General features: G+C 64.3%; 20 protein-coding genes. 12 read left to right on the top strand and 8 right to left on the bottom strand.

Annotated features, from left to right (window positions below):
* Positions 1–7: 7 nt before the first annotated feature.
* Positions 8–232: a DUF3107 domain-containing protein gene (locus ACFVSJ_RS04730; RefSeq protein WP_387434841.1), complete on the bottom strand. Its 225-nt coding sequence runs from the start codon at positions 230–232 to the stop codon at positions 8–10.
* Between the two features lie 50 nt (positions 233–282).
* Positions 283–939 carry a TetR/AcrR family transcriptional regulator gene (locus tag ACFVSJ_RS04725; RefSeq protein WP_387434839.1) on the bottom strand — a complete coding sequence of 219 codons (657 nt, stop codon included), beginning with the start codon at positions 937–939 and terminating at the stop codon, positions 283–285.
* A gap of 84 nt (positions 940–1,023) precedes the next feature.
* Here ACFVSJ_RS04725 and moeB point away from each other — a divergent pair, with 84 nt between their 5' ends.
* Positions 1,024–2,223, top strand: a complete 1,200-nt coding sequence (gene moeB, locus ACFVSJ_RS04720) for a molybdopterin-synthase adenylyltransferase MoeB (protein WP_387434837.1) — start codon at positions 1,024–1,026, stop codon at positions 2,221–2,223.
* Positions 2,224–2,261: 38 nt separating this feature from the next.
* Positions 2,262–3,248: an SDR family NAD(P)-dependent oxidoreductase gene (locus ACFVSJ_RS04715; protein WP_387434836.1), complete on the top strand. Its 987-nt coding sequence runs from the start codon at positions 2,262–2,264 to the stop codon at positions 3,246–3,248.
* A 40-nt stretch (positions 3,249–3,288) separates the two neighbouring features.
* On the opposite strand, the gene ACFVSJ_RS04710 is transcribed toward ACFVSJ_RS04715, so the two are convergent.
* Positions 3,289–4,611, bottom strand: a complete 1,323-nt coding sequence (locus ACFVSJ_RS04710; RefSeq protein ID WP_387434834.1) for a glutamyl-tRNA reductase — start codon at positions 4,609–4,611, stop codon at positions 3,289–3,291.
* Positions 4,612–4,769: 158 nt separating this feature from the next.
* On the opposite strand from ACFVSJ_RS04710, the gene hemE reads away from it, so the two are divergent.
* From hemE to hemL, 9 genes are all read left to right on the top strand, one after another.
* The gene (gene hemE, locus ACFVSJ_RS04705; protein WP_387434833.1) at positions 4,770–5,885 is read left to right on the top strand and encodes a uroporphyrinogen decarboxylase; all 1,116 of its coding nucleotides are present in this window, start codon (positions 4,770–4,772) and stop codon (positions 5,883–5,885) included.
* A 5-nt stretch (positions 5,886–5,890) separates the two neighbouring features.
* Positions 5,891–7,345 carry a protoporphyrinogen oxidase gene (gene hemG, locus ACFVSJ_RS04700; protein WP_387434832.1) on the top strand — a complete coding sequence of 485 codons (1,455 nt, stop codon included), beginning with the start codon at positions 5,891–5,893 and terminating at the stop codon, positions 7,343–7,345.
* Between the two features lie 72 nt (positions 7,346–7,417).
* Positions 7,418–8,119: a hydrogen peroxide-dependent heme synthase gene (gene hemQ / locus ACFVSJ_RS04695; RefSeq protein WP_387434830.1), complete on the top strand. Its 702-nt coding sequence runs from the start codon at positions 7,418–7,420 to the stop codon at positions 8,117–8,119.
* The gene (locus ACFVSJ_RS04690; RefSeq protein WP_387434828.1) at positions 8,116–9,339 is read left to right on the top strand and encodes a ferrochelatase; all 1,224 of its coding nucleotides are present in this window, start codon (positions 8,116–8,118) and stop codon (positions 9,337–9,339) included. The genes hemQ and ACFVSJ_RS04690 overlap by 4 nt, the downstream gene beginning before the upstream one ends.
* The gene (hemC, locus tag ACFVSJ_RS04685; RefSeq protein WP_387434826.1) at positions 9,336–10,334 is read left to right on the top strand and encodes a hydroxymethylbilane synthase; all 999 of its coding nucleotides are present in this window, start codon (positions 9,336–9,338) and stop codon (positions 10,332–10,334) included. Before ACFVSJ_RS04690 ends, hemC begins: the two co-directional genes overlap by 4 nt.
* 4 nt (positions 10,335–10,338) lie before the next feature.
* Complete coding sequence (locus ACFVSJ_RS04680; RefSeq protein ID WP_387434825.1) at positions 10,339–11,199, top strand: uroporphyrinogen-III synthase; 861 nt, start codon at positions 10,339–10,341, stop codon at positions 11,197–11,199.
* Positions 11,196–12,176 (top strand): porphobilinogen synthase, encoded by a 981-nt coding sequence (gene hemB / locus ACFVSJ_RS04675; protein ID WP_387434822.1) that lies wholly within the window; start codon positions 11,196–11,198, stop codon positions 12,174–12,176. Before ACFVSJ_RS04680 ends, hemB begins: the two co-directional genes overlap by 4 nt.
* Positions 12,176–13,267, top strand: a complete 1,092-nt coding sequence (locus tag ACFVSJ_RS04670; protein ID WP_387434821.1) for an LLM class flavin-dependent oxidoreductase — start codon at positions 12,176–12,178, stop codon at positions 13,265–13,267. The genes hemB and ACFVSJ_RS04670 overlap by 1 nt, the downstream gene beginning before the upstream one ends.
* A 64-nt stretch (positions 13,268–13,331) precedes the next feature.
* Complete coding sequence (gene hemL, locus ACFVSJ_RS04665; RefSeq protein ID WP_387434819.1) at positions 13,332–14,651, top strand: glutamate-1-semialdehyde 2,1-aminomutase; 1,320 nt, start codon at positions 13,332–13,334, stop codon at positions 14,649–14,651.
* A 101-nt stretch (positions 14,652–14,752) separates the two neighbouring features.
* On the opposite strand, the gene ACFVSJ_RS04660 is transcribed toward hemL, so the two are convergent.
* A complete protein-coding gene (locus ACFVSJ_RS04660) occupies positions 14,753–14,971 on the bottom strand; it encodes a hypothetical protein (RefSeq protein ID WP_387434818.1) in 219 nt (72 codons plus the stop codon).
* A 10-nt stretch (positions 14,972–14,981) separates the two neighbouring features.
* On the opposite strand from ACFVSJ_RS04660, the gene ACFVSJ_RS04655 reads away from it, so the two are divergent.
* Positions 14,982–16,043, top strand: coding sequence for a glycoside hydrolase family 3 N-terminal domain-containing protein (locus tag ACFVSJ_RS04655; protein ID WP_387434817.1), 1,062 nt, complete (start codon positions 14,982–14,984; stop codon positions 16,041–16,043).
* A 79-nt stretch (positions 16,044–16,122) separates the two neighbouring features.
* Here ACFVSJ_RS04655 and ACFVSJ_RS04650 read toward each other — a convergent pair whose 3' ends face one another.
* The 4 genes from ACFVSJ_RS04650 to ACFVSJ_RS04635 form a co-directional block, all read right to left on the bottom strand.
* Complete coding sequence (locus ACFVSJ_RS04650) at positions 16,123–16,860, bottom strand: amino acid ABC transporter ATP-binding protein (RefSeq protein ID WP_387434816.1); 738 nt, start codon at positions 16,858–16,860, stop codon at positions 16,123–16,125.
* Positions 16,857–17,621: an amino acid ABC transporter permease gene (locus ACFVSJ_RS04645; RefSeq protein ID WP_387434815.1), complete on the bottom strand. Its 765-nt coding sequence runs from the start codon at positions 17,619–17,621 to the stop codon at positions 16,857–16,859. The genes ACFVSJ_RS04650 and ACFVSJ_RS04645 overlap by 4 nt, the downstream gene beginning before the upstream one ends.
* 12 nt (positions 17,622–17,633) lie before the next feature.
* Positions 17,634–18,587 (bottom strand): substrate-binding periplasmic protein, encoded by a 954-nt coding sequence (locus tag ACFVSJ_RS04640; protein ID WP_387435206.1) that lies wholly within the window; start codon positions 18,585–18,587, stop codon positions 17,634–17,636.
* A gap of 325 nt (positions 18,588–18,912) precedes the next feature.
* Positions 18,913–19,623, bottom strand: coding sequence for a 3'-5' exonuclease (locus tag ACFVSJ_RS04635; protein WP_387434814.1), 711 nt, complete (start codon positions 19,621–19,623; stop codon positions 18,913–18,915).
* Positions 19,624–19,627 lie beyond the last annotated feature (4 nt).

Below are 19,627 nucleotides of genomic sequence, written 5' to 3'. Positions count from 1 at the left end.
CAAAGTGTCAGAGTGCGCCGAAGCCTACGCGACGGACTTCCTCGGCGCCGATTTCGACGTAGCCCAGGACGCTTCCCGGAACGATCACCTGGCGGCCCTTGTCGTCCGTCAGCCGCAACTCGGAACCCTTGGAGAGTGCGTCCGAAACAAGCTTGGCTACCGCGTCTGCATCCAAGGCGGATTCGAGCACAATTTCACGGCCAACGTTTTGAATGCCGATCTTTACTTCCACAGCAAGGCCTCCAAGCCAATCAAGAATTAGGTCAGTCCTTTATTTGTAGCCTAGGACTCTTTGGGGAATCGACTGATTCCGCGCCAAGCTAAACGATAGATCAGATCGCTGGCCACATCGAGGTCCAGGTTTCCGTCCGTTTCGAGCCAGTACCGCGCGCTGACCTGCGCCATTCCGGCCAGCCCACGGCCCAGGAGCTGCGCTTCGAGCGGGGGCAGCTTGGTGTCTTCCGCAATGACGTGGGCTACGGCATCCGCAAATGTCTTGTTGAACGTTTCCAAGCGGGAACTGACATCGGGATCGTTGATCAGGTCCGACTCGAAGACGAGCCGATGCGCCTGGTCGTCGTCCGCAATGAATTTGTAGTAGGCGCGCATGACGGCCTTGACGCGCTCTTTGTTGTCCGTGGTGGAGTTCAGTGCCGTGAGCATCAAATCGGTCAGGGCGGCCAGATGGCTGTCCAGGAGCGCCATGTACAACTCCCGCTTGGAAGGGAAGTGTTGGTAGAGCACCGGCTTGCTCACATGGGCGGTTTCGGCGATCTCATCCATTGCGGCTCCGTGGAAGCCGTTGGAAACGAACACTTCCAGGGCAGCGTTGAGCAATTGCGCACGGCGCTCGTCCCGCGGCAACCTTGCTGAGCGCGGTGAACCAGTCCGATCCTGTTTTGCTGGTGCCCCATCATTTGCCCGTGCGCCGTCAGCCACAGTCTGCCGCCTTTCCTTTGCAGTTATGACCACTGTACCGGTGGGTAATATGACCGGGCGGCATCGGCAGGCATACATTGGGGTATGGCCTCAATTCTTGCTGCCCACACTGCGCCCGCGGTCCTGCCGCCCCTCGTTGAACCTGCTGCCGGACTGACGCCGGCCGAGGTGGAACGGTACTCCCGGCATCTCATCATTCCGGAAATTGGTGCCGTGGGCCAACGCAGGCTTAAGAATGCGAAAGTTCTTGTCATAGGCGCCGGGGGGCTCGGCTCTCCGGCACTCCTTTATCTGGCCGCAGCCGGTGTGGGTACTTTGGGGATTATCGACGACGACGTTGTGGACCTCAGCAATCTGCAGCGCCAGGTGATCCATGGAGTAAAGGACGTCGGCATCCCCAAAATCGAGTCCGCACGCAATGCCATTGCCGAGCTCAACCCTTTGGTCAACGTTGTGCTGCACAATGACCGTCTGGATTCCTCGAATGCACTGGACCTCTTTGCGCAATACGACCTCATTTTGGATGGCGCGGACAATTTCGCCACCCGCTACCTCGTCAACGACGCCGCGGCAATCCTGGGCAAACCCTATGTGTGGGGTTCCATATTCCGGTTCGACGGGCAGGTAAGCGTCTTCTGGGGCGAACATGGCCCCACCTACCGTGACTTGTACCCTGAAGCGCCCCCGGCAGGGTCCGTACCGTCCTGCGGCGAGGGCGGTGTGTTCGGCATGCTGTGCGCGGCTGTCGGCTCTCTCATGGTGACTGAGGCCGTCAAGCTGATTACCGGCGTCGGGCGTTCCCTCCTGGGCCGCGTGGCGCTCTTCGACGCCCTCGGCGGCAGTTGGCGCGAAATCAAAGTGTCCAAGGACCCGGAAGCCGGGCCGATCACCGAACTGACCGATTACGAGGCTTTCTGCGGTGTTACCCCGGTGGCACCCACCGACCAGGCGCATACGGTCACGGCCAAGGAGTTGGCGCAGATGCTGGCCGAACGTGCGGCAGGTGAGCGGGACTTCGACCTCGTGGACGTCCGGGAATCCGGCGAATACAGCATCGTGAACATCGACGGCGCCGTGCTGATCCCGCAGGGCCGCATCCTGTCCGGCGAAGCGTGGGTTGACCTGCCGCAGAACCGTGACATCGTGTTCCACTGCAAGGCGGGAACACGCTCCGCTACGGTCCTGGAGGCCGCCCGGAAGGCCGGTTATGACCGGGTCAGCCATCTCGACGGCGGCATCCTCGCCTGGGTGCGGGACGTAGAGCCGGAAAAGCCTGTCTACTGACCGTTGCGGGGGCCCTCCCGGGTCTGGGAAGCTCAAGCATGAGCGAAGATGCGCCGCAGACACCACAACAGCACCTCGGCTCGGGTTTCGGGCATTATTCAACCGCGGCAGAGGTGATTTCCGGGATCGACCTTACGGGCAAAACGGCCATTGTCACGGGAGGCTATTCGGGCCTCGGACTCGAAACGGTACGTGCGTTGGTTTCTGCGGGGGCGCAGGTTACGGTACCCGCGCGCAGGCTTGACCATGCCCGGTCGGTGCTCGCCGAAGCAGGCCTGGACACTGTGGACGTGGCCCACCTCGATCTATCCGGGCAACAGAGCGTCAAGGACTTCGCCAAGCACTACCTGGCGGAACACCCCACCCTGGACATCCTGATCAACAACGCCGCGGTCATGGCGAGCCCTGAACAGCGGGTAGGTCCCGGCTGGGAGGCGCAGTTCGCTACGAACCATCTGGGGCACTACACCCTGGTGAACCTTTTGTGGCCCGCGCTGGCCGCTGCGGGATCAGCGCGGGTTGTTTCGTTGTCGTCGACGGGGCACAAGCTTTCACCCATCCGCTTCGAGGACATGGACTTCGCCGGCGGCTATGACAAATGGAAGGCCTACGGCCAAGCGAAGACCGCAAACTCACTCTTCGCCGTGGAGCTTGACCGTCTGGGCCAGGCTTCGGGAGTTCGGGCCTTCGCCGTGCATCCGGGCGGGATCATGACCGAACTCCAACGCCACCTGCCCAAGGAAGAAATGGTGGCAGCGGGCTGGATGGATGCCGAGGGGAATCTGCGCGAGGGATTCAAGACGCCGGAACAGGGCGCCGCCACGTCAGTCTGGGCGGCCACCTCACCTGCATTGGACGGGAAGGGCGGCGTGTACTGCGAGGATTGCGACATCGCTGAGCCCACCGACCACCAGTCGCCGCTTGCCCGCTACCAAGGTGTTGATGCGCATGCCGTGGACAGGGACGCTGCGCGGAAGCTGTGGGAACGTTCGGCCCAATTGACCGGAGTCAACGCCTTCGCCTGATCCTGGCGCAATGCCTGAGCGGGGGAGTTACAGGAGGACGTCAGGCGCTCTCGGAGCGCAGCTGCTGGTGATCCACTGGGCACTCTGCGGCGGTCGGCGCGGCCTGCGGTTTCTCCACCTGGATGCCATACAGTGCTTCCAATGCGGCGACGTAATCGTCCTGCTGGCCGTTTGCGGCGAGTTCGCGTGCCCGGACCGTGGGAACGTGGAGGAGCTGCTTGACCATCCGGCGAAGGGCGAACTCCACCTCTTCGGCAGCGGCGGTGCAACCGTGCCTGGCTCGGACTTTCTCCATTTCCGAGTCGAGCACATCCATGGTGTGGCGGCGCAGGGCAACAATGGCGGAGTCAATGGAACGCGATTCGCGTTCTGCTTCGAAGGCCTGGGCTGCGCCGGTGACGATCGCGCTGGCCTGGGACAACGACTCGGCCTGCTCCTGGGGTGCTGCAAGGCGGACCGACTCGAGCGTCAAGAGTTCCACGCCGTCGAGTTCGCCCACCGCGGGGTCGAAGTCGTGGGTGAGGGCGAGGTCGATCGCGATCAAGGTTTTTCCGGACGAGGCCCTGACCTTCGCGAGGTCGGCGGCCTCCACCCGGGTGTCCGAGCCGCTGCAGCCGATCATGACGTCCGCGGCGGCGACAGCGGCGGGGAGGGTGTCGGCGTCGAGCGCTGTTCCACCACGGGTGGCGACGAAGCCTTCGGCGCGGCCCGACGACGAGTAGACGGAAACGTCCGTGCAACCACGTTCGCGCAGCAAGGACATGGTGGCCCCGGCGTAGGCGCCGGTACCGAAGACCACCACCTTCTTGGCTGTCCAATCGTCGGTATCGGAAAGATCCGTTGCGAGGTCCAGGGCCACGGAGACGATGGACAGGCCGCGGGAACCGAGGGCAGTCTGGGCCCCGACGTCCTTGGCGGTCTTGGAAGCGGCCTGGAACAGCCGGACAAGGCCGGAACTGGCCGTTCCTTCTTGCTGGGCGGTGATCAGGGCGCGGCGGACCTGCCCGGCGATTTCGCGTTCGCCAACCACTGCCGAGTCCAGGCCCGCGCTCACCGCGAATAGGTGGCGCGTCACGTCCGGACCGGCATGGGTGCTGAACGAGCGGGAGACGAGTTGCTCGTTGAGTCCGCTGAGTTCGCTGATCTGTGAAACAAGGGCCGAGCGTGCGGCTTCGACGTCAGCTCCGTTGCTTGTTTCGCCGTAGATCTCGTAACGGTTGCAGGTAGCCAAGACTACGGCGCCGGAAACAACGGGGGATCCTGTGAGCGCAGCGGAGGCAAGGCCGGATGAACCGTTGCTCAACTGAGCGACGGTTTCAAGATCGATGTCGGCGTGTGTAGCCACCAATGAGAAAAGAACCACAGCAACCCAATCATAGCTTTTTCGTAGCCCGGTAGAACAATGTTCCGCCGTGGCGATCCCCACGAGCCGGGGTGACTCCCGCCACTGTGGGGCTGATCCGGTGGAACGTGACAGCCTGTCGTTATCTTTTGCCTTGGATTTTCGGCACAATCGAAGGCATGACTTCTAGCGCGGCAGCATCCAACAATACGGCCATCAACGCCCCTGCGGGCAAGCTCGGCCCCGGGCACCCGTTGAACGACGGCCGTACCTCCGACTCGCCGCTCATCACCGCCTACCGTGGTGGCACCCCGTCCCGCAGGCCTGTCTGGTTCATGCGACAGGCCGGTCGTTCGCTGCCTGAGTACCTGAAGGTCCGCGAGGGTGTGGCCATGCTCGACTCGTGCTTGCGGCCGGAGCTCGCCGCGGAAATCACGCTGCAGCCAGTGCGCCGCCATGACGTGGATGCAGGTATTTTCTTCTCGGACATAGTCATTCCCCTCAAGCTCGCCGGTGTAGGCGTGGACATCGTCCCCGGCGTCGGGCCGGTCCTCGACAAGCCCGTCCGGACCGCCCAGGACGTTGCCGCCCTTCCTGAACTGACGTGGGAAGCCCTGGAACCCATCCGCGAGGCTGTCCGCCTGACCGTTGCCGAACTGGGCAAGACCCCGCTCATCGGTTTCGCCGGGGCGCCGTTCACTCTGGCGGCGTACATGGTGGAGGGCCGTCCTTCACGCGACCACCTCGGACCGCGCACCATGATGCATGCCGATCCGGAAACCTGGCAGGCGCTGGCCAACTGGGCCGCCGATGCCTCAGGCCTGTTCCTGCAGGCGCAGCTGGAAGCCGGCGCCTCGGCCGGGCAGCTTTTCGATTCCTGGGCCGGTTCCCTTGGCCTGGCCGATTACTCCAAGTACGTCGCCCCCGCCTCGGCCCGGGCGCTTGAACACGTCCGCGGGCTGGGGGCCCCGCTGGTGCATTTCGGCACCGGCACTTCCGAACTCCTGGTGGCCATGAGGGATGTTGGCGTGGACGTGGTGGGCGTGGACTACCGGCTTCCGCTCGACGAAGCGAACCGCCGCCTGGGTGGCACGGTTCCCCTGCAGGGCAACATCGACCCCGCGCTGCTTTCTGCGCCGTGGGAGGTCCTGGAAGCCCATGTCCGCGAAGTCATCGAGGCCGGGTCCCAGGCTCCGGGCCACGTACTGAACCTGGGCCACGGCGTTCCACCGGAAACGGACCCGACCGTCCTGACACGGGTTGTGGAACTCATCCACTCCATCCCCGCAAAGTAGGGGCAATGCGCGGGGGACACGCAAAACCCCAGGGTCCTTCGGCCGTCGTCGTGGGCGGGGGGATCTCCGGCCTGGTTGCCGCGAGGGAACTCGCCATGGCCGGAACCACTGTCACGGTCCTGGAGGCACGCAGCTCATGGGGTGGATGCGTCGGAGGGCATACAGTGGCAGGTTTGTCGCTGGACAGCGGCGCCGAATCGTTCGCCACGCGCTCCACCGCCGTGGCAGACCTTGCGCGAGAACTGGGTCTGGGATCCAAGATAGTGGCGCCCCACCCCGGCGGAGCCTGGGTACAACTGCCCGAAGGTGCCCGGGAACTGCCGAAGACCGGTGTTCTGGGCATTCCGGCGAATCCGTGGGATCCGGAAGTCAGGCGCTCCCTGGGTTTCGCGGGAGCCCTGCGTGCGTCCTTTGACCGGTGGCTGCCTGCCTCCGTGGGAACGTCGTCGGATGTGACCAGTGTTTCGGAGCTGGTCCGCTCCCGCATGGGCAGGAGGGTGCTGGACCGGCTGGTCGCACCGGTAGTGGGCGGCGTGCACTCGGCCGACCCCGCGCTGTTGGATGTGGACATGGTGGCTCCGGGACTTCGCGCCGGACTTCGAAAACATGGTTCGCTGGCCGCGGCCGTGGCCAGCCAACGCCGGGCCTCTCGCGGCGCCGGTTCCGAACCCGCAAAGGCCGGTTCCGCCGTCGGAGGCCTGGCCGGTGGCATGCATACCTTGGTCACCGCCTTGGTCAAGGACCTTCGGGAACGTGGCGTGGGATTACTCGCGGACAAGCGGGTGGACGCCGTTCGCAAGACTGCCGATGGTTGGCAGATCACGGCGGGTGGGGCGACGTACGACGCCGGCCGCCTGGTGGTGGCGCTCGACGGACCGGCCGCCGTCGGCCTTCTTGAGCAATCATTGCCCGGCCTGTCGGCGCTGCGGCCCGGAGCTGGACCGCTGGTCAGCCTGGTGACGCTGGTGGTGGATCTCCCTGAATTGGATGGCCGGCCCAGGGGCACGGGCATCCTGGTGGCCCCGCAGACCCCGGGAATCCGTGCGAAGGCCCTGACGCACGCCACGGCGAAATGGGACTGGCTGGCCGGGGAAGCTGGCCCGGGAACCCACGTTGTGCGTCTGTCCTACGGCCGGCTTGAGGATTCCGATGCGTCGGATGTGGTGCTGGACGACCAAGCCCTGTTGTCGGCAGCACTTGAGGATGCCTCCACACTCCTTACCGTTCCCGTGTCCCGGACTGACATCCTCGATTGGGATGTGGTGCGCTGGGAAGGTGCCCTGCCATTTGCCGCCGTCGGTCATAAACAGCGCGTAGCGCAGGTGCGGAAAGTTGTTGGGTCCGCGGACGGGCTGACCGTGGTCGGGGGCTGGCTGGCGGGCAATGGCCTGGCTGCTGTGGTCTCGGATACGCGGGCACAAGTGGCGCCCCTCCGGGCGGAGGACCCCACTGTTACGTGATTTATGTCACTTCTACGCTCTGTAGAACAAATCCGTTTCGACTTAGCGGCCCGCGCGGGGCAAACTTGAACCATGAGCCACACTTCTGCCGAATCTGTCACTAAAACTTCTGAAAACGAAGAACAGTTCTTCACGCTCTGGACCGTTTTCAAGCGCTCAGCCGACGTTCTGCGCAGCGGCGATGCCGCGCAGGAATTCGAAGCACTGGTCGAAAAGCTCGCTGCGGACGGCGTGATCCTGCGAGGCAGCTACGACGTTTCCGCCATGCGATCGGATGCGGACATCATGGTGTGGCTCCACGGTGCCAAGCCGGAAGACCTCCAGGCAGCGGTCCGCTCCATCCGTCGCAGCAAGCTGTTCGCCGGTACGGACATTGTTTGGTCGGCCATGGGCGTGCACCGCGAGGCCGAATTCGCCAAGAGCCACGTTCCTGCCTACGCGCGTGGTGTTGAGCCCAGCACTTGGCTCTGCGTCTACCCGTTCGTCCGTTCGTACGAGTGGTACCTCCTGCCCGCGGACGAGCGTGGCAAGATGCTCCGCGACCACGGCCTTTTGGGCCGGGAATTCCCGCAGGTCATCTCCAACACGGTTTCGTCGTTCGCGCTGGGGGACTGGGAATGGATCCTGGGCCTGGAAGCGCCCGAACTCGTTGACCTGGTGGACTTGATGCGCCACCTGCGGGCCACCGATGCGCGCAACCACGTGCGCGAAGAGATTCCCTTCTACACCGGCCGCCGCGTGACCGCAGCCGAGATTGCCGAGGTCCTCGCATGAGCGGGCTGCCCGTGTCCACTGAACTGAACGAGGTCACCGAGCGCGGCCGACAGGAAGCCAAGCAGTACGACGCTGTCCTGCTGGCATCCTTTGGTGGCCCCGAAGGCCAGGAAGACGTCATCCCGTTCCTCCGCAACGTCACGCGCGGGCGTGGAATCCCCGACGAGCGGCTGGAAGAGGTTTCGCACCACTACCGCGCCTTTGGCGGCATCAGCCCCATCAACCAACAGAACCGCGAGCTGAAGGCAGCCATCGAGGCCGAACTCGCCAAGCGCGGCATCGAACTGCCCGTATTGTGGGGCAACCGGAACTGGGATCCGTACATCGCTCCGGTCCTGCAGGACGCCTACGACGCCGGCCACCGCCGGATCCTGATGCTCACCACCAGCATCTACTCCTGTTACTCCAGCTGCCGACAGTACCGCGAGGACATCGGCATCGCCCTGACGGAGACCGGCCTGGACGGCAAACTGGAAGTGGACAAGATCCGCCAGTACTTCGACCACCCCGGCGTGGTGCAGCCGTTCCTGGAGGGAACCGCAACCGGACTCGAAGAAATCCGGGGCAAGCTCGCAGCGGCAGGCGTGGCAGACCCCGATTCTAAGATCCGGGTCTTGTTCGCTACCCACTCGATTCCCACCCGTGATGCCGAGGCCGCAGGGCGTTCCGACGACGAGCCGCGTGCATTCGCTGAAGGTTCCGCCTACGCTGCCCAGCACCTGGCCAACGCTCAGGCGATCATGGACACCGTAGCGCCGGACGTGGCCTGGGACCTGGTGTACCAGTCGCGTTCCGGTGCCCCGCACATCCCGTGGCTGGAGCCGGACATCAACGATCACCTCGAGGAAATCGCCCCCGAGGGTGTCCGCGGTGTGGTCATTGTTCCGCTGGGCTTCGTCAGTGACCACATGGAAGTTGCCTGGGACCTGGACACCGAGGCCTTGGAAACCTGCAAGAACCTTGGCATCGAGGCCACCCGCGTTCCCACGCCTGGAACCCACGCGGCCTTTGTTTCCGGACTTGTGGACCTGATCTGCGAACGCACCGTGGAGAACAACATCGCCGACCGTCCGCATGTGACAGACCTTGGACCCTGGTACGACGTCTGCCGCCCCAACTGCTGCGAAAACTTCCGCGGGGCCAAGCCCGTCATCGCCGAAGTTGGCACCAGTATTGGCGTGGGACATGACCCCTACCCGGCTTCGGAGGCCGCCAAGTGAGCGTCCGCATTGGCACCAGGGCCAGCAAGCTGGCTCTGACGCAGACCCAGCAGACGGCTGATCGGCTGGCCGCTGTTGGTGGCTTCCCGGTGGAACTGGTCCACATCAAGACCGAAGGTGACGTCAGGACCGGATCCCTATCCCAGATGGGCGGCACCGGGGTCTTCGTGGCGGCCCTGCGCGACGCATTGCTCATCGAGAGCTGCGACGTGGCGGTGCATTCGCTGAAGGACCTTCCCACCGGAGCCGCAGTCGGACTGAGCATCGCCGCTACGCCCAAGCGCGTGGATGTGCGGGACGTTCTCTGCGCGCGCGACGGGTTGACGCTGGCCGAACTGCCAGGTGGTGCCAAGGTTGGAACAGGCTCACCGCGGCGCGCGGCCCAGCTGCGTGCAGCACGCCCGGACATTGAGGTACTGGATATCCGCGGAAACGTGGACACCCGCCTCAACCGCGTGCCGGGACTGCCCGGCAACGCCGTGGAGGAGGTCGTGGAGGGCAAGTCCAACGACCTCGACGCCGTAGTACTCGCCGCTGCGGGGCTGGAACGGATGGGCCGGCTGGACACGGTCACGGAATTCTTCGATACCTCGGTGATGCTGCCGGCCCCTGGCCAAGGTGCACTGGCCATCGAATGCCGCACCCCTGACGCGCCGCAGCGCGAGGGCTCGGGGGAGGGTGGCAACGTCGTGCTGGCCCAGGCTTTGGCGGCGTTGAACGACGACGACACCCGGCTTGCCGTCACAGCCGAACGTGCCGTCCTGGCCAGGCTCGAAGCTGGTTGTGCTGCCCCCGTGGGTGCCTACGCGTTCCGCAAGGGCAGCATGCTGCACCTGGAAGCCGTGGTCTGCGCCGTGGACGGGACCCGTACCGTCCGCGAAAAGAAGGCCACCGACGGCCTGACAGAGGTAGGAGCCACCCTGCTGGGCATCGAGGTTGCCGAGCAACTGCTTGCGGCCGGAGCCGCGGAGATCGCGGACCTTGCTGCGTCCTGAACATGTGGCTTCGACGGTTTTGCAGGGTCGGCGCGTCCTGATCACCAGGAGCGCCGACCGTGCCCGTCCGCTTGCCTCCCTTCTCCGGAGCAAGGGAGCTACCCCTTTTGTCCTTCCGCTGATTGATTTTGAGCGGGCCAGCGACCAAGCCTCCTTGGATTCTGCCTTGGACACGCTCGCTGCCGGCGGCTTCGAGTGGCTGGTGATCAGCAGTACCACCACGTTGCGCGTTCTGATCGAGAAAGCCGCCGAACGCGGGACCACGGCCTCGAAGCTGGTACCGCCTGGAACGAAGGTGGCGACCGTCGGGCCAGCCTCCAAACGGGCAATCGAAGCCGCCGGGTTCGGCGTTGACCTTTTTCCCACGGGCGAGCAGTCCGCCGAAGGCCTCATTGAGCTGTGGAGTCCTGCAGGAGGGCGGATCCTCCTGCTCCAAGCGGACATTGCTGCGCCCCGGCTCCGCGAGGGGCTGGCAGCCAAACGTGCGGACGTAGCCGCTGTTACTGCCTATCACACGGTCGATTACCCAGCCGATGACTCGCAGCGGCTGGCCGCGGAACTGCCCGCCGCCGTCGGACATCCCGCCGACGTCCTGCCGCCGGAACTGACGGTCGAAACCGTGAGGGCACAGCTCGACGCCGATTCGCTGGACGCGATCGTCGCCGCCTCGCCGAGCGCCGCACGCCGGATCGCCCAAACCCTGCTGCCATTGGGGAACTGCCGCCTGATTGCCATCGGACGCCCAACGGCTGCCGAGGCTACCCGACTCGGCCTGGCGGTAGCGGCAACAGCCGAACAACCCACCCCGGACGGCATCGCAACCGCTTTGGAAACCGTCTTTGCCAACGAAGGGAACACCCAATGAGTTTTCCGAACCACCGTCCCCGCCGCTTGCGCACCACCCCCGCCATGCGGCGCCTCACGGCCGAGAACCGCCTCGCGCCGGCGGACCTCATCCTGCCCGCCTTCATCCGGGAAGGCCTCACGGAGCCCAGCCCCATCACCTCGATGCCCGGCGTCGTGCAACACACCACGGATACCCTCAAGCGCGCGGCGGCGGAGGCCGTGGAACTGGGCGTGGGTGGCATCATGCTCTTCGGCGTGCCCGCGGTGCGGGACGCCCGCGGAACTGCTTCCTTGGATCCAGACGGTGTGCTGAACAAGGCCATCCGCGACGTCAAGGCCGAAGTGGGCGACGACCTGGTGGTCATGGGCGATGTGTGCCTCGACGAGTTCACCGATCACGGACACTGCGGAGTCCTGGACGCCAACGGTTATGTGGACAACGACGCCACGTTGGAGATCTATGGGCAGATGGCCGTAGCCCAGGCCGAGGCCGGCGCGCACGTGCTGGGCCCGTCAGGGATGATGGACGGCCAGATCGCAGTGATCCGGCAGGCCCTCGAGGAATCCGGTCACAAGAACACTGCCGTGCTGGCCTACGCCGCCAAGTACGCCTCCGCGTTCTATGGTCCCTTCCGGGAAGCCGTGGATTCCCAGCTGAAGGGCGATCGCCGGACCTACCAGATGGACGCCGCCAACCGCCGCGAAGCCATCCTCGAAGTCGAGTTGGACCTCGAAGAGGGTGCCGACATGGTCATGGTCAAGCCGGCCATGAGCTACCTCGACATTCTGGCCGACGTCGCAGCCATGAGTCCGGTACCCGTCTCGGCCTACCAAATCTCCGGCGAGTACGCCATGATCGAAGCGGCCGCCGCGAACGGCTGGATCGACCGGCGTGGAGCCATCACGGAGTCCGTGCTTGGCATCAAGCGGGCCGGTGCCGATACCGTGCTGACCTACTGGGCCTCCGAACTGGCAGGCTGGCTGAAGGAGTCCTGATGACCCTTGCACTGTCCGATCCCACGGCGCCGGTAGGTGCCGGACGCATCCTCCTGGGCCTGAACACGTTTGGCGACGCCGGCCTGGATGCCGAAGGAAATCCCAAGGAACACGCGCAAGTCCTGCGCGAGCTGCTTGAAGAAGCCAAGCTGGCTGACGCCGTCGGAATCCATGCCTTCGGGGTGGGGGAGCATCATCGCCGCGATTTTGCGGTGTCCGCGCCGGAAGTCTTCCTGGCGGCAGCCGCGGCAGTGACCTCGAGGATCCGTCTGGGAACAGCCGTGACTGTCCTGAGCTCGGACGATCCCATCCGCGTCTTCCAGCGCTTCGCAACCCTTGATGCCTTGTCCAACGGGCGCGCGGAGGTGATGCTCGGCAGGGGCTCGTTCATCGAGTCGTTCCCGTTGTTCGGCCTCGACCTGGCCGATTACGAGGTCCTGTTCGAGGAGAAGCTGGATCTGTTCCACAAAGTGCGCGCGCAAAAGCCCGTGCATTGGGAAGGCCGCACCCGCCCCAACGTCAACGGGCTCCAGGTCTATCCCCGGCTGCAGCACCACCTGTTGCCGGCATGGATCGGTGTGGGCGGAACGCCCGAATCCGTCCTGCGGTGCGCCGAATACGGCTATCCCATCATCTTTGCCATCATTGGCGGAGAACCGCGGCGTTTCGCGCCGCTGGTGAACCTTTACCGGGATGCCATGGCCAAATACGGCCACCCCATGCGGCAGATCGCAACGCATTCGCCCGGCTTTATCGCGGAGACGGATGAAGACGCCCGCGAGGAGCTGTTTCCGCACTGGCTGGAGCAGCGTAACCGGATCGGTGCCGAGCGCGGCTGGGGTCCGGGAAACAAAGGCGAGTTCGACGCCATGTGCGGTCCCGAAGGCGCCCTGTACGTGGGTTCCCCGGAAACCGTGGCCCGGAAGATCGCCCTCCTCAAGAGGAACCTCGGAGTGGACCGCTTCGACCTCAAATACAGCAATGGAACCCTGCCGCACCAATCCATGCTGCGCTGCATCGAGTTGTACGGCACGGAAGTCGCGCCCCGCGTGGCTGAACTGCTGGACGAAGCGGAAGCAGACGCGGGCTGAATCCAGGCAAGTCCTCGCGCACTTGCCGTCCGGGCAGCCCACCATCACTGAAAGAATAGGAACCATGACTTCAAACACCCCTGTGTCCGACCAGCTCTTCGACCGCGCCCGGTCGCTGATGCCCGGCGGCGTCAACTCGCCGGTCCGCGCTTTTGGTTCCGTGGGCGGAACGCCGAAGTTCATGGTCTCGGCCAAGGGCGCCTACCTCACCGATGCCGACGGCAAGGAATATGTGGACTTGGTCTGCTCGTGGGGCCCCGCCCTCCTGGGTCACGCGCACCCGGCAGTGCTCGAAGCAGTGCACACGGCTGTGGACCGCGGCCTCTCCTTCGGTGCTTCCACTCCTGATGAGGCCAATTTGGCAGCGCTCGTCAAGGAACGCGTCTCAGCCGTCGAGCGCCTCCGCATGGTCTCCACAGGGACAGAAGCCACCATGACGGCTGTCCGCTTGGCCCGCGGTTTCACCGGCCGCAACCTCATCATCAAGTTCGCCGGCTGCTACCACGGCCACCTGGACGGACTCCTGGCCTCGGCAGGCTCGGGTGTGGCAACGCTGGCATTGCCCGGCTCGGCTGGTGTTACTGCTGCTGCCGCCGCAGAGACGCTGGTCCTGCCGTACAACGATCTCGCCGCCGTCGAGGAAGCCTTCGCAGCCCACGGCAACCACATCGCCGCCGTCATCACCGAGGCAGCACCGGCCAACATGGGCGTTGTTACTCCTGGGGAGGGCTTCAACGCCGGCCTCTCCCGCATCACCAAGGAGCATGGTGCCCTCCTGATTCTTGACGAGGTCCTGACCGGCTTCCGCACCGGCTACGCCGGTTATTGGGGACTCACGGGACGCCAGGAAGGCTGGGCTCCGGACCTGCTGACCTTCGGCAAGGTGATTGGCGGCGGCATGCCGACGGCGGCCCTCGGTGGCCGGGCCGACGTCATGGATTACCTGGCTCCTTTGGGGCCCGTCTACCAGGCAGGAACACTGTCCGGGAACCCGGTTGCCATGGCGGCAGGCGTCGCAACGTTGACCCACGCAACACCCGAGGTCTATGCCCACGTTGATGCGCGTTCCCTGGAACTCTCCGCGGCTCTCTCCTCGGCGTTGGCTGACGCCGGCGTTGACCATTCCATCCAGCGAGCCGGCAACCTGTTCTCCGTCGCCTTCGGGACCTCGGCCAGTGGAGTCCACAACTACGCGGACGCACAGGCGCAGGAGGTCTTCCGCTATGCACCCTTCTTCCACTCCATGCTGGATTCGGGCGTGTACCTGCCGCCGTCGGTCTTTGAAGCCTGGTTCTTGTCCGCAGCGCATGAGGACGCCGCGATGAACCGGATTTTTGACGCCCTTCCTGCTGCAGCCCAGGCCGCTGCGGCCGCCCAACCCTAGGGCCCTGACTTTCGGTGCTTCCGGACTTGGTAGACGCCAGGTCCGGAAGCGCCGTTTGCTTTGGCGGGGTAGGCTCGTAGGGGAAACCCAACCCCAACGAATCAACGGTTTACCATGCGTACCACCAAGACAATTGCGTCGCTCAGCACCACCATTGCAACTGCAGGAGTCATCGCAGTAATGGTCTCGGCATGCACGGCCAGCGGCGGAAATCCCGCTACAGCTGAATCTTCCGAACCCTCGTCTACGCCTTCGGTTTCGCCCAGCAGTCCAGCCGCCCCAACGGCGTCGAAGCCGGCTTCGTCCCCGGCATCCACCACAACCGCTACCGTGCCACCGCCGGCAACCCAGGATGCTGCCGCGCAGCAGCTCTCCGCCTTGAGCCTCGAGCAGCGGGCAGGACAACTGTTCATGGTCGCGGCCAAAGCCACGGGACCCGATCCCGGAACCATGGAGGCCTTGGGCAAGTACCACGTGGGCAATGTCTACCTCAGCGGACGGAGCAAGGCCGGCGCGGCCGCGACGGCCGGCGTGGTGGCTTCGCTGAACGGCACTGTGTCGCCGGCAACCACGGGAAGCGTTCCCTTGTTCGTGGCGACGGACCAGGAAGGTGGCAACGTTCAGGTTCTCTCGGGGCCTGGGTTCTCCGTCATACCGCCGGCCTTGGCCCAGGCCGGACTTGGGCCGGATAAGCTGCGTTCAAGCGCGGCCTTGTGGGGGAGGGAACTGAGAAGCGCCGGTGTGAACGTGGACCTGGCGCCCGTCCTGGACACTGTGAAGAACGCTGATTTTGCGCCATCCAATGGACCCGTCGGGCGCTTCCAGCGCCAGTATGGTTATACGCCGGACCAAGTATCCTCGCTCGGAAACGCCTTCGCCCAAGGGCTCGACGATGCCGGGGTTGCACCCGTGGTGAAGCACTATCCGGGCCTGGGCCGGGTAGTGCCCAATACCGATGTCAGCAAGGACGTGCGGGACACTGAAACAACACGTTCGGACCCCGCCTTGGCGCCGTTCAATGCCGCCATCCAGGGCGGTGCCCAGTGGGTCATGCTGTCCAATGCCTACTACGACCGCATTGACCCCGCAAACATTGCGCCGTTTTCGCCGGTGGTCATGCAATCGATGCTCCGGGCGGATGCCGGTTTCAAGGGAATCATCCTCTCCGACGACATGTGCAGTGCCGCCCAACTGGAACCCTGGAGCAGCGCTGACCGGGCCACCAACTTCTTTGGGGCCGGTGGGACCATGATGATTTGCGCTGACCCGGCGCAGATCCCCGCGATGCACCAGGCCGTGGTCCGGAAGGCGCAGTCGGATCCGGCATTCCGGGCCAAGGTGGACGCCGCCGCTCTGACCGTGCTGCAGGTCAAGGCCACCCTCAAGCCTTAAACGGCAAATCCCCGGCTTCCGCTGATCCTGGAGGGGTCGTTGCGGAAGCCGGGGATTGCGCTGCCTGGGCCGGTGGCGTCTACAGCACGTCGGAGAGGAAGCCCTGCAGGCGTTCCGTCCGCGGAGAGTTGAAGAGTTGCTCCGGCGGGCCGGACTCAACCACAACACCGGCGTCCATGAACGTCACCACATCCGAGACGTTCCGGGAGAACCCCATCTCGTGGGTTACCACCACCATGGTCATGCCGCCCTTGGCCAGATCCGTCATCAGTGCCAGGACGCCCTTGACGAGCTCGGGGTCCAACGCCGACGTGGCCTCGTCGAAGAACATTACTTCGGGCTTCATGGCCAGGGCGCGGGCAATGGCTACACGCTGTTGCTGCCCACCGGAGAGGTTGGCCGGACGCGAGTCTGCCTTGTGCTTCAGGCCTACGAGGTCAAGCTGGCTCAGGGCCTCTTCGCGGGCTTGTTCCTTGGACATGCCGCGGAGCTTGCGCAGGGCCAGCGTGATGTTTTCGGCAACGGTCTTGTGCGGGAACAGATTGAACTGCTGGAACACCATGCCAATACGGCGGCGAAGTTCATCCGGATTGTCCTTGAGGACCGACTTCCCATCGAGCAGGATGTCTCCGTGGTCCGGTTCGATGAGCCGGTTCATGACGCGCAGCAAGGTGGACTTGCCCGAACCGGACGGACCAATAACGGACGCCGTGGTGCCCTTCTCGACGTGCAGGTCGATGCCACGCAGGACGTGGTTGCTGCCGAACGACAGGTGGATGTTCTTTGCAGTCAGTGACCCTGAGGCGAACTCGCTCATGCGTGGGCTCCCTTCCCGACGACTGCGGCAGCGTCGTCCGGTTCTTTCTTCTCCGGACGGCCCGAACGCAGGCGGGCATCAATCCAGTTCACGAGGTGCGTGAGCGGAATGGTCATGGCCAGGTAGAAGATGGCAGCGGCGACGTACGGTGACAGGTTGCCGCTGTTGGCTGCCAGGTCTTTGCCGATCTGGAAGATTTCCCGCTCGCTGGCCAACAGGCCAAGCATGAACACCAAGGAAGATTCCTTGATCAGCGCGATGAACTGGTTAACGAGTGCGGGGAGCACCCTCCGGATACCCTGGGGGACCACAACCAGGCGCATGGACGCGCCGTAGCCGAATCCAAGGGCCCGGGAGGCTTCCAGCTGTCCCTTGTCCACGCTTTGGATGCCGGAGCGGAAAATCTCGCCAATGTAGGCGCCGGACATCAGGGACAGTGCGGCGATGGCCATCGGGTACGGGCTGGTGGAACCCGTCAGTTGGCGGATGATGGGACCGAACCCGAACCCGATCACCAAGATGGTCAGCACCGGTGGGAGCCCGCGGAGGATGTCCGTGTAGATGCGGGCGACCCACCGGGCGGCTGCGTTCCGGGAAATCCCCATGAGGGCGAGCAGCATCCCGATTGCCGTCCCGATGATACCGGAAACGACAGCCAAAACGATCGTGTTGGGCAGGCCAACGGCGAACATCTTGGGGATGACTTCGCCCATCAACTGCCAGTTGAAGAAGGTGTCAGCTAATTGCTTGAGGATATCCATGGAACGACCGGTTTACTTGGCGGGGAGCTGGACGGCCTTGCTGCCCGGCTTCCAGCCCTGCGGAGTCTGCTCGGCAGACGTCGGACGGTCCTTGTACCACTCAGCTGTCAGCTTGGTCCAGGTGCCGTCGGCGATCACGGCGTCCAAGCCGGCGTTCAGCGCGTCGATCAGGGCCTTGTTGTCCTTGTTCACTGCGTAGGCGGTGAAGTTCTGCGTGTTGACAACCTTTTCGGCGATCTTGGTGTTGTCGCCTTCCTTGACCTGTCCGTCCGCCTGCTGCGAAGGAGCCACCCAAGCGTCGATCTGTCCGTTCTTCACGTTGCCGTAAACGGTATTGTAGTCGGGGAAACGGACCGGCTCGATCTTCAGGGTGTTCGTGACGTAGTCGTCCTGCACGGTGCCCTGGACGACGCCGATGCGCAGCCCTTCCTTGAGGTCGGCGAAGCCCGTGACCTTGGCATCGTTCTTGGTAACTACCGCCATGTAGCCGAAATCGTAACCATTGGTGAAGCCAACGGTCTTGCGGCGTGCGTCGGTGGTGGAGATCGAGGAGGACCCGACGTCGAACTGCTTGTTCGACACCTGCGAGAGCAGGGCGGAGAAGTCGGTGGAGGCGAACTCGACCTTGAGGCCCAGCTTGTCGCCGATGGCGCGCAGGAGCTCGTTGTCGTAGCCGGTGAACTTGCCGGACGGGTCGATGAAGATGTTCGGCGGGGCGTCGGAGAGCGTGCCTACGCGCAGGGTGCCGTCGGTGATGAGGCCAAGCTTGGACTTGTCGATCTTGTCGATCGGGGTGACATCCGCGGTGGTGTACTTGTCCAGCGTCTGCTGGTCGCTGCCCGCAAGGGCGTCCGTGGAAGTAGAGCTGCTGGGCTGGGAGGAACCTCCGCCGCAGGCTGCGAGGGAGATCACCAGTGCCGCTGCAACGGGGGCAACGGCAAGCCACTTGGGGGCTTTGAATTTCATGAAGAAATCACTTTCATCGATGGTCACGGAGACGGTACGCAGTGGGCGGGGAACGTGGCAGCGCCTGGATGATGGCTGCCTTAGCAGACTTCAACCCGCCAAACTTAATTATGTCACCACGCCGGTGCGCGGCTGTGAATCGAAGAAGTGATTGCAGGACGTCACTTTCGCCGAATAAATCTACTCCTCAAGCCTGCATGAGACTCTGGGTATTCATGAGTTTGACGGGCGCGGGGAATCGAAGCGGTTCACGGTGCCACTCTGGGAGTTCCCCTAATTCTTGTGACTTGCATCGCAAATCGTGGGGCCGGGTGCTTGTGGCGGCTTAGAACCCGCCGCGGCTGGCGTCCTCCGGTGGCAGGACAGGCCACTCGCCTTCGATCACCGCCGTGGGCTTGCTCCGCCGCAAGTACTGCTGGAAGTCCGCAGCCTGGGAGGCTGCCCAGTCCACCTGCAAATGGTGCAGCTTGGACGCGGGCATGTGCAACTTCGGGAACTTGCCCGCCATGGCGTCCAGGACCCTGAGCGTGGCCAAAGCATCCGCGGCGGAGGTGTGGGCGTTCTCCAGGTCCACGCCGTATTCCTCGCACAAAGCGGTCAGCGTCCGCTTTCCTTTCCGGAACCGGTCCACTTGCTTGTTCATGACGTAGGGGTCCAGTACCGGAAAGCGGCTCAACTGGGGGACGCCGTGGCGTGCCGACTCCGCCGCTAGCACGGTGAAGTCGTAGCTGGCATTGAACGCTATGACCGGAGTGCCGGCATCGAAAAGTTGCTGCAGGGTGGCAGCGACTTCCCGGGTGACCTCGGCTGCAGGCCGGCCCTCCGCGCGCGCTTTCGCTGTGGTGATCCCATGCACTTCACTGGCCTCCACCGGAATTTCCACGCCGGGATCGGCAAGCCATTCGTGTTCCTTGACCAGTTCGCCGTGCTCGTCCACAACGGTGATGGATGCTGTGACTATGCGGGCGGAGCGGGAATTCTTCCCTGTGGTTTCAAGATCGAAGGCTGCACGGGGAAGGGTATTCCAGGAACTCATGATT

This window comes from Paenarthrobacter sp. NPDC058040 (genome assembly GCF_042885775.1).
In the GTDB taxonomy this organism is placed as follows: Bacteria; Actinomycetota; Actinomycetes; order Actinomycetales; family Micrococcaceae; genus Arthrobacter.
Note: the sequence above shows the minus strand (reverse complement) of the source record. Positions and strands in the feature narration are given on the sequence as shown.

Excerpts from the sequence above, each read along its gene's own strand:
- ACFVSJ_RS04715 (WP_387434836.1), top strand. The coding sequence starts at position 2,262 with ATGAGCGAAGATGCGCCGCAGACACCACAACAGCACCTCGGCTCGGGT.
- ACFVSJ_RS04650 (WP_387434816.1), bottom strand. The coding sequence starts at position 16,860 with ATGAGCGAGTTCGCCTCAGGGTCACTGACTGCAAAGAACATCCACCTG.
- hemQ (WP_387434830.1), top strand. The coding sequence starts at position 7,418 with ATGAGCCACACTTCTGCCGAATCTGTCACTAAAACTTCTGAAAACGAA.
- hemE (WP_387434833.1), top strand. The coding sequence starts at position 4,770 with ATGACTTCTAGCGCGGCAGCATCCAACAATACGGCCATCAACGCCCCT.
- ACFVSJ_RS04690 (WP_387434828.1), top strand. The coding sequence starts at position 8,116 with ATGAGCGGGCTGCCCGTGTCCACTGAACTGAACGAGGTCACCGAGCGC.
- ACFVSJ_RS04635 (WP_387434814.1), bottom strand. The coding sequence starts at position 19,623 with ATGAGTTCCTGGAATACCCTTCCCCGTGCAGCCTTCGATCTTGAAACC.
- moeB (WP_387434837.1), top strand. The coding sequence starts at position 1,024 with ATGGCCTCAATTCTTGCTGCCCACACTGCGCCCGCGGTCCTGCCGCCC.
- hemL (WP_387434819.1), top strand. The coding sequence starts at position 13,332 with ATGACTTCAAACACCCCTGTGTCCGACCAGCTCTTCGACCGCGCCCGG.
- hemG (WP_387434832.1), top strand. The coding sequence starts at position 5,891 with ATGCGCGGGGGACACGCAAAACCCCAGGGTCCTTCGGCCGTCGTCGTG.
- ACFVSJ_RS04670 (WP_387434821.1), top strand. The coding sequence starts at position 12,176 with ATGACCCTTGCACTGTCCGATCCCACGGCGCCGGTAGGTGCCGGACGC.
- hemB (WP_387434822.1), top strand. The coding sequence starts at position 11,196 with ATGAGTTTTCCGAACCACCGTCCCCGCCGCTTGCGCACCACCCCCGCC.
- ACFVSJ_RS04640 (WP_387435206.1), bottom strand. The coding sequence starts at position 18,587 with ATGAAATTCAAAGCCCCCAAGTGGCTTGCCGTTGCCCCCGTTGCAGCG.
- ACFVSJ_RS04645 (WP_387434815.1), bottom strand. The coding sequence starts at position 17,621 with ATGGATATCCTCAAGCAATTAGCTGACACCTTCTTCAACTGGCAGTTG.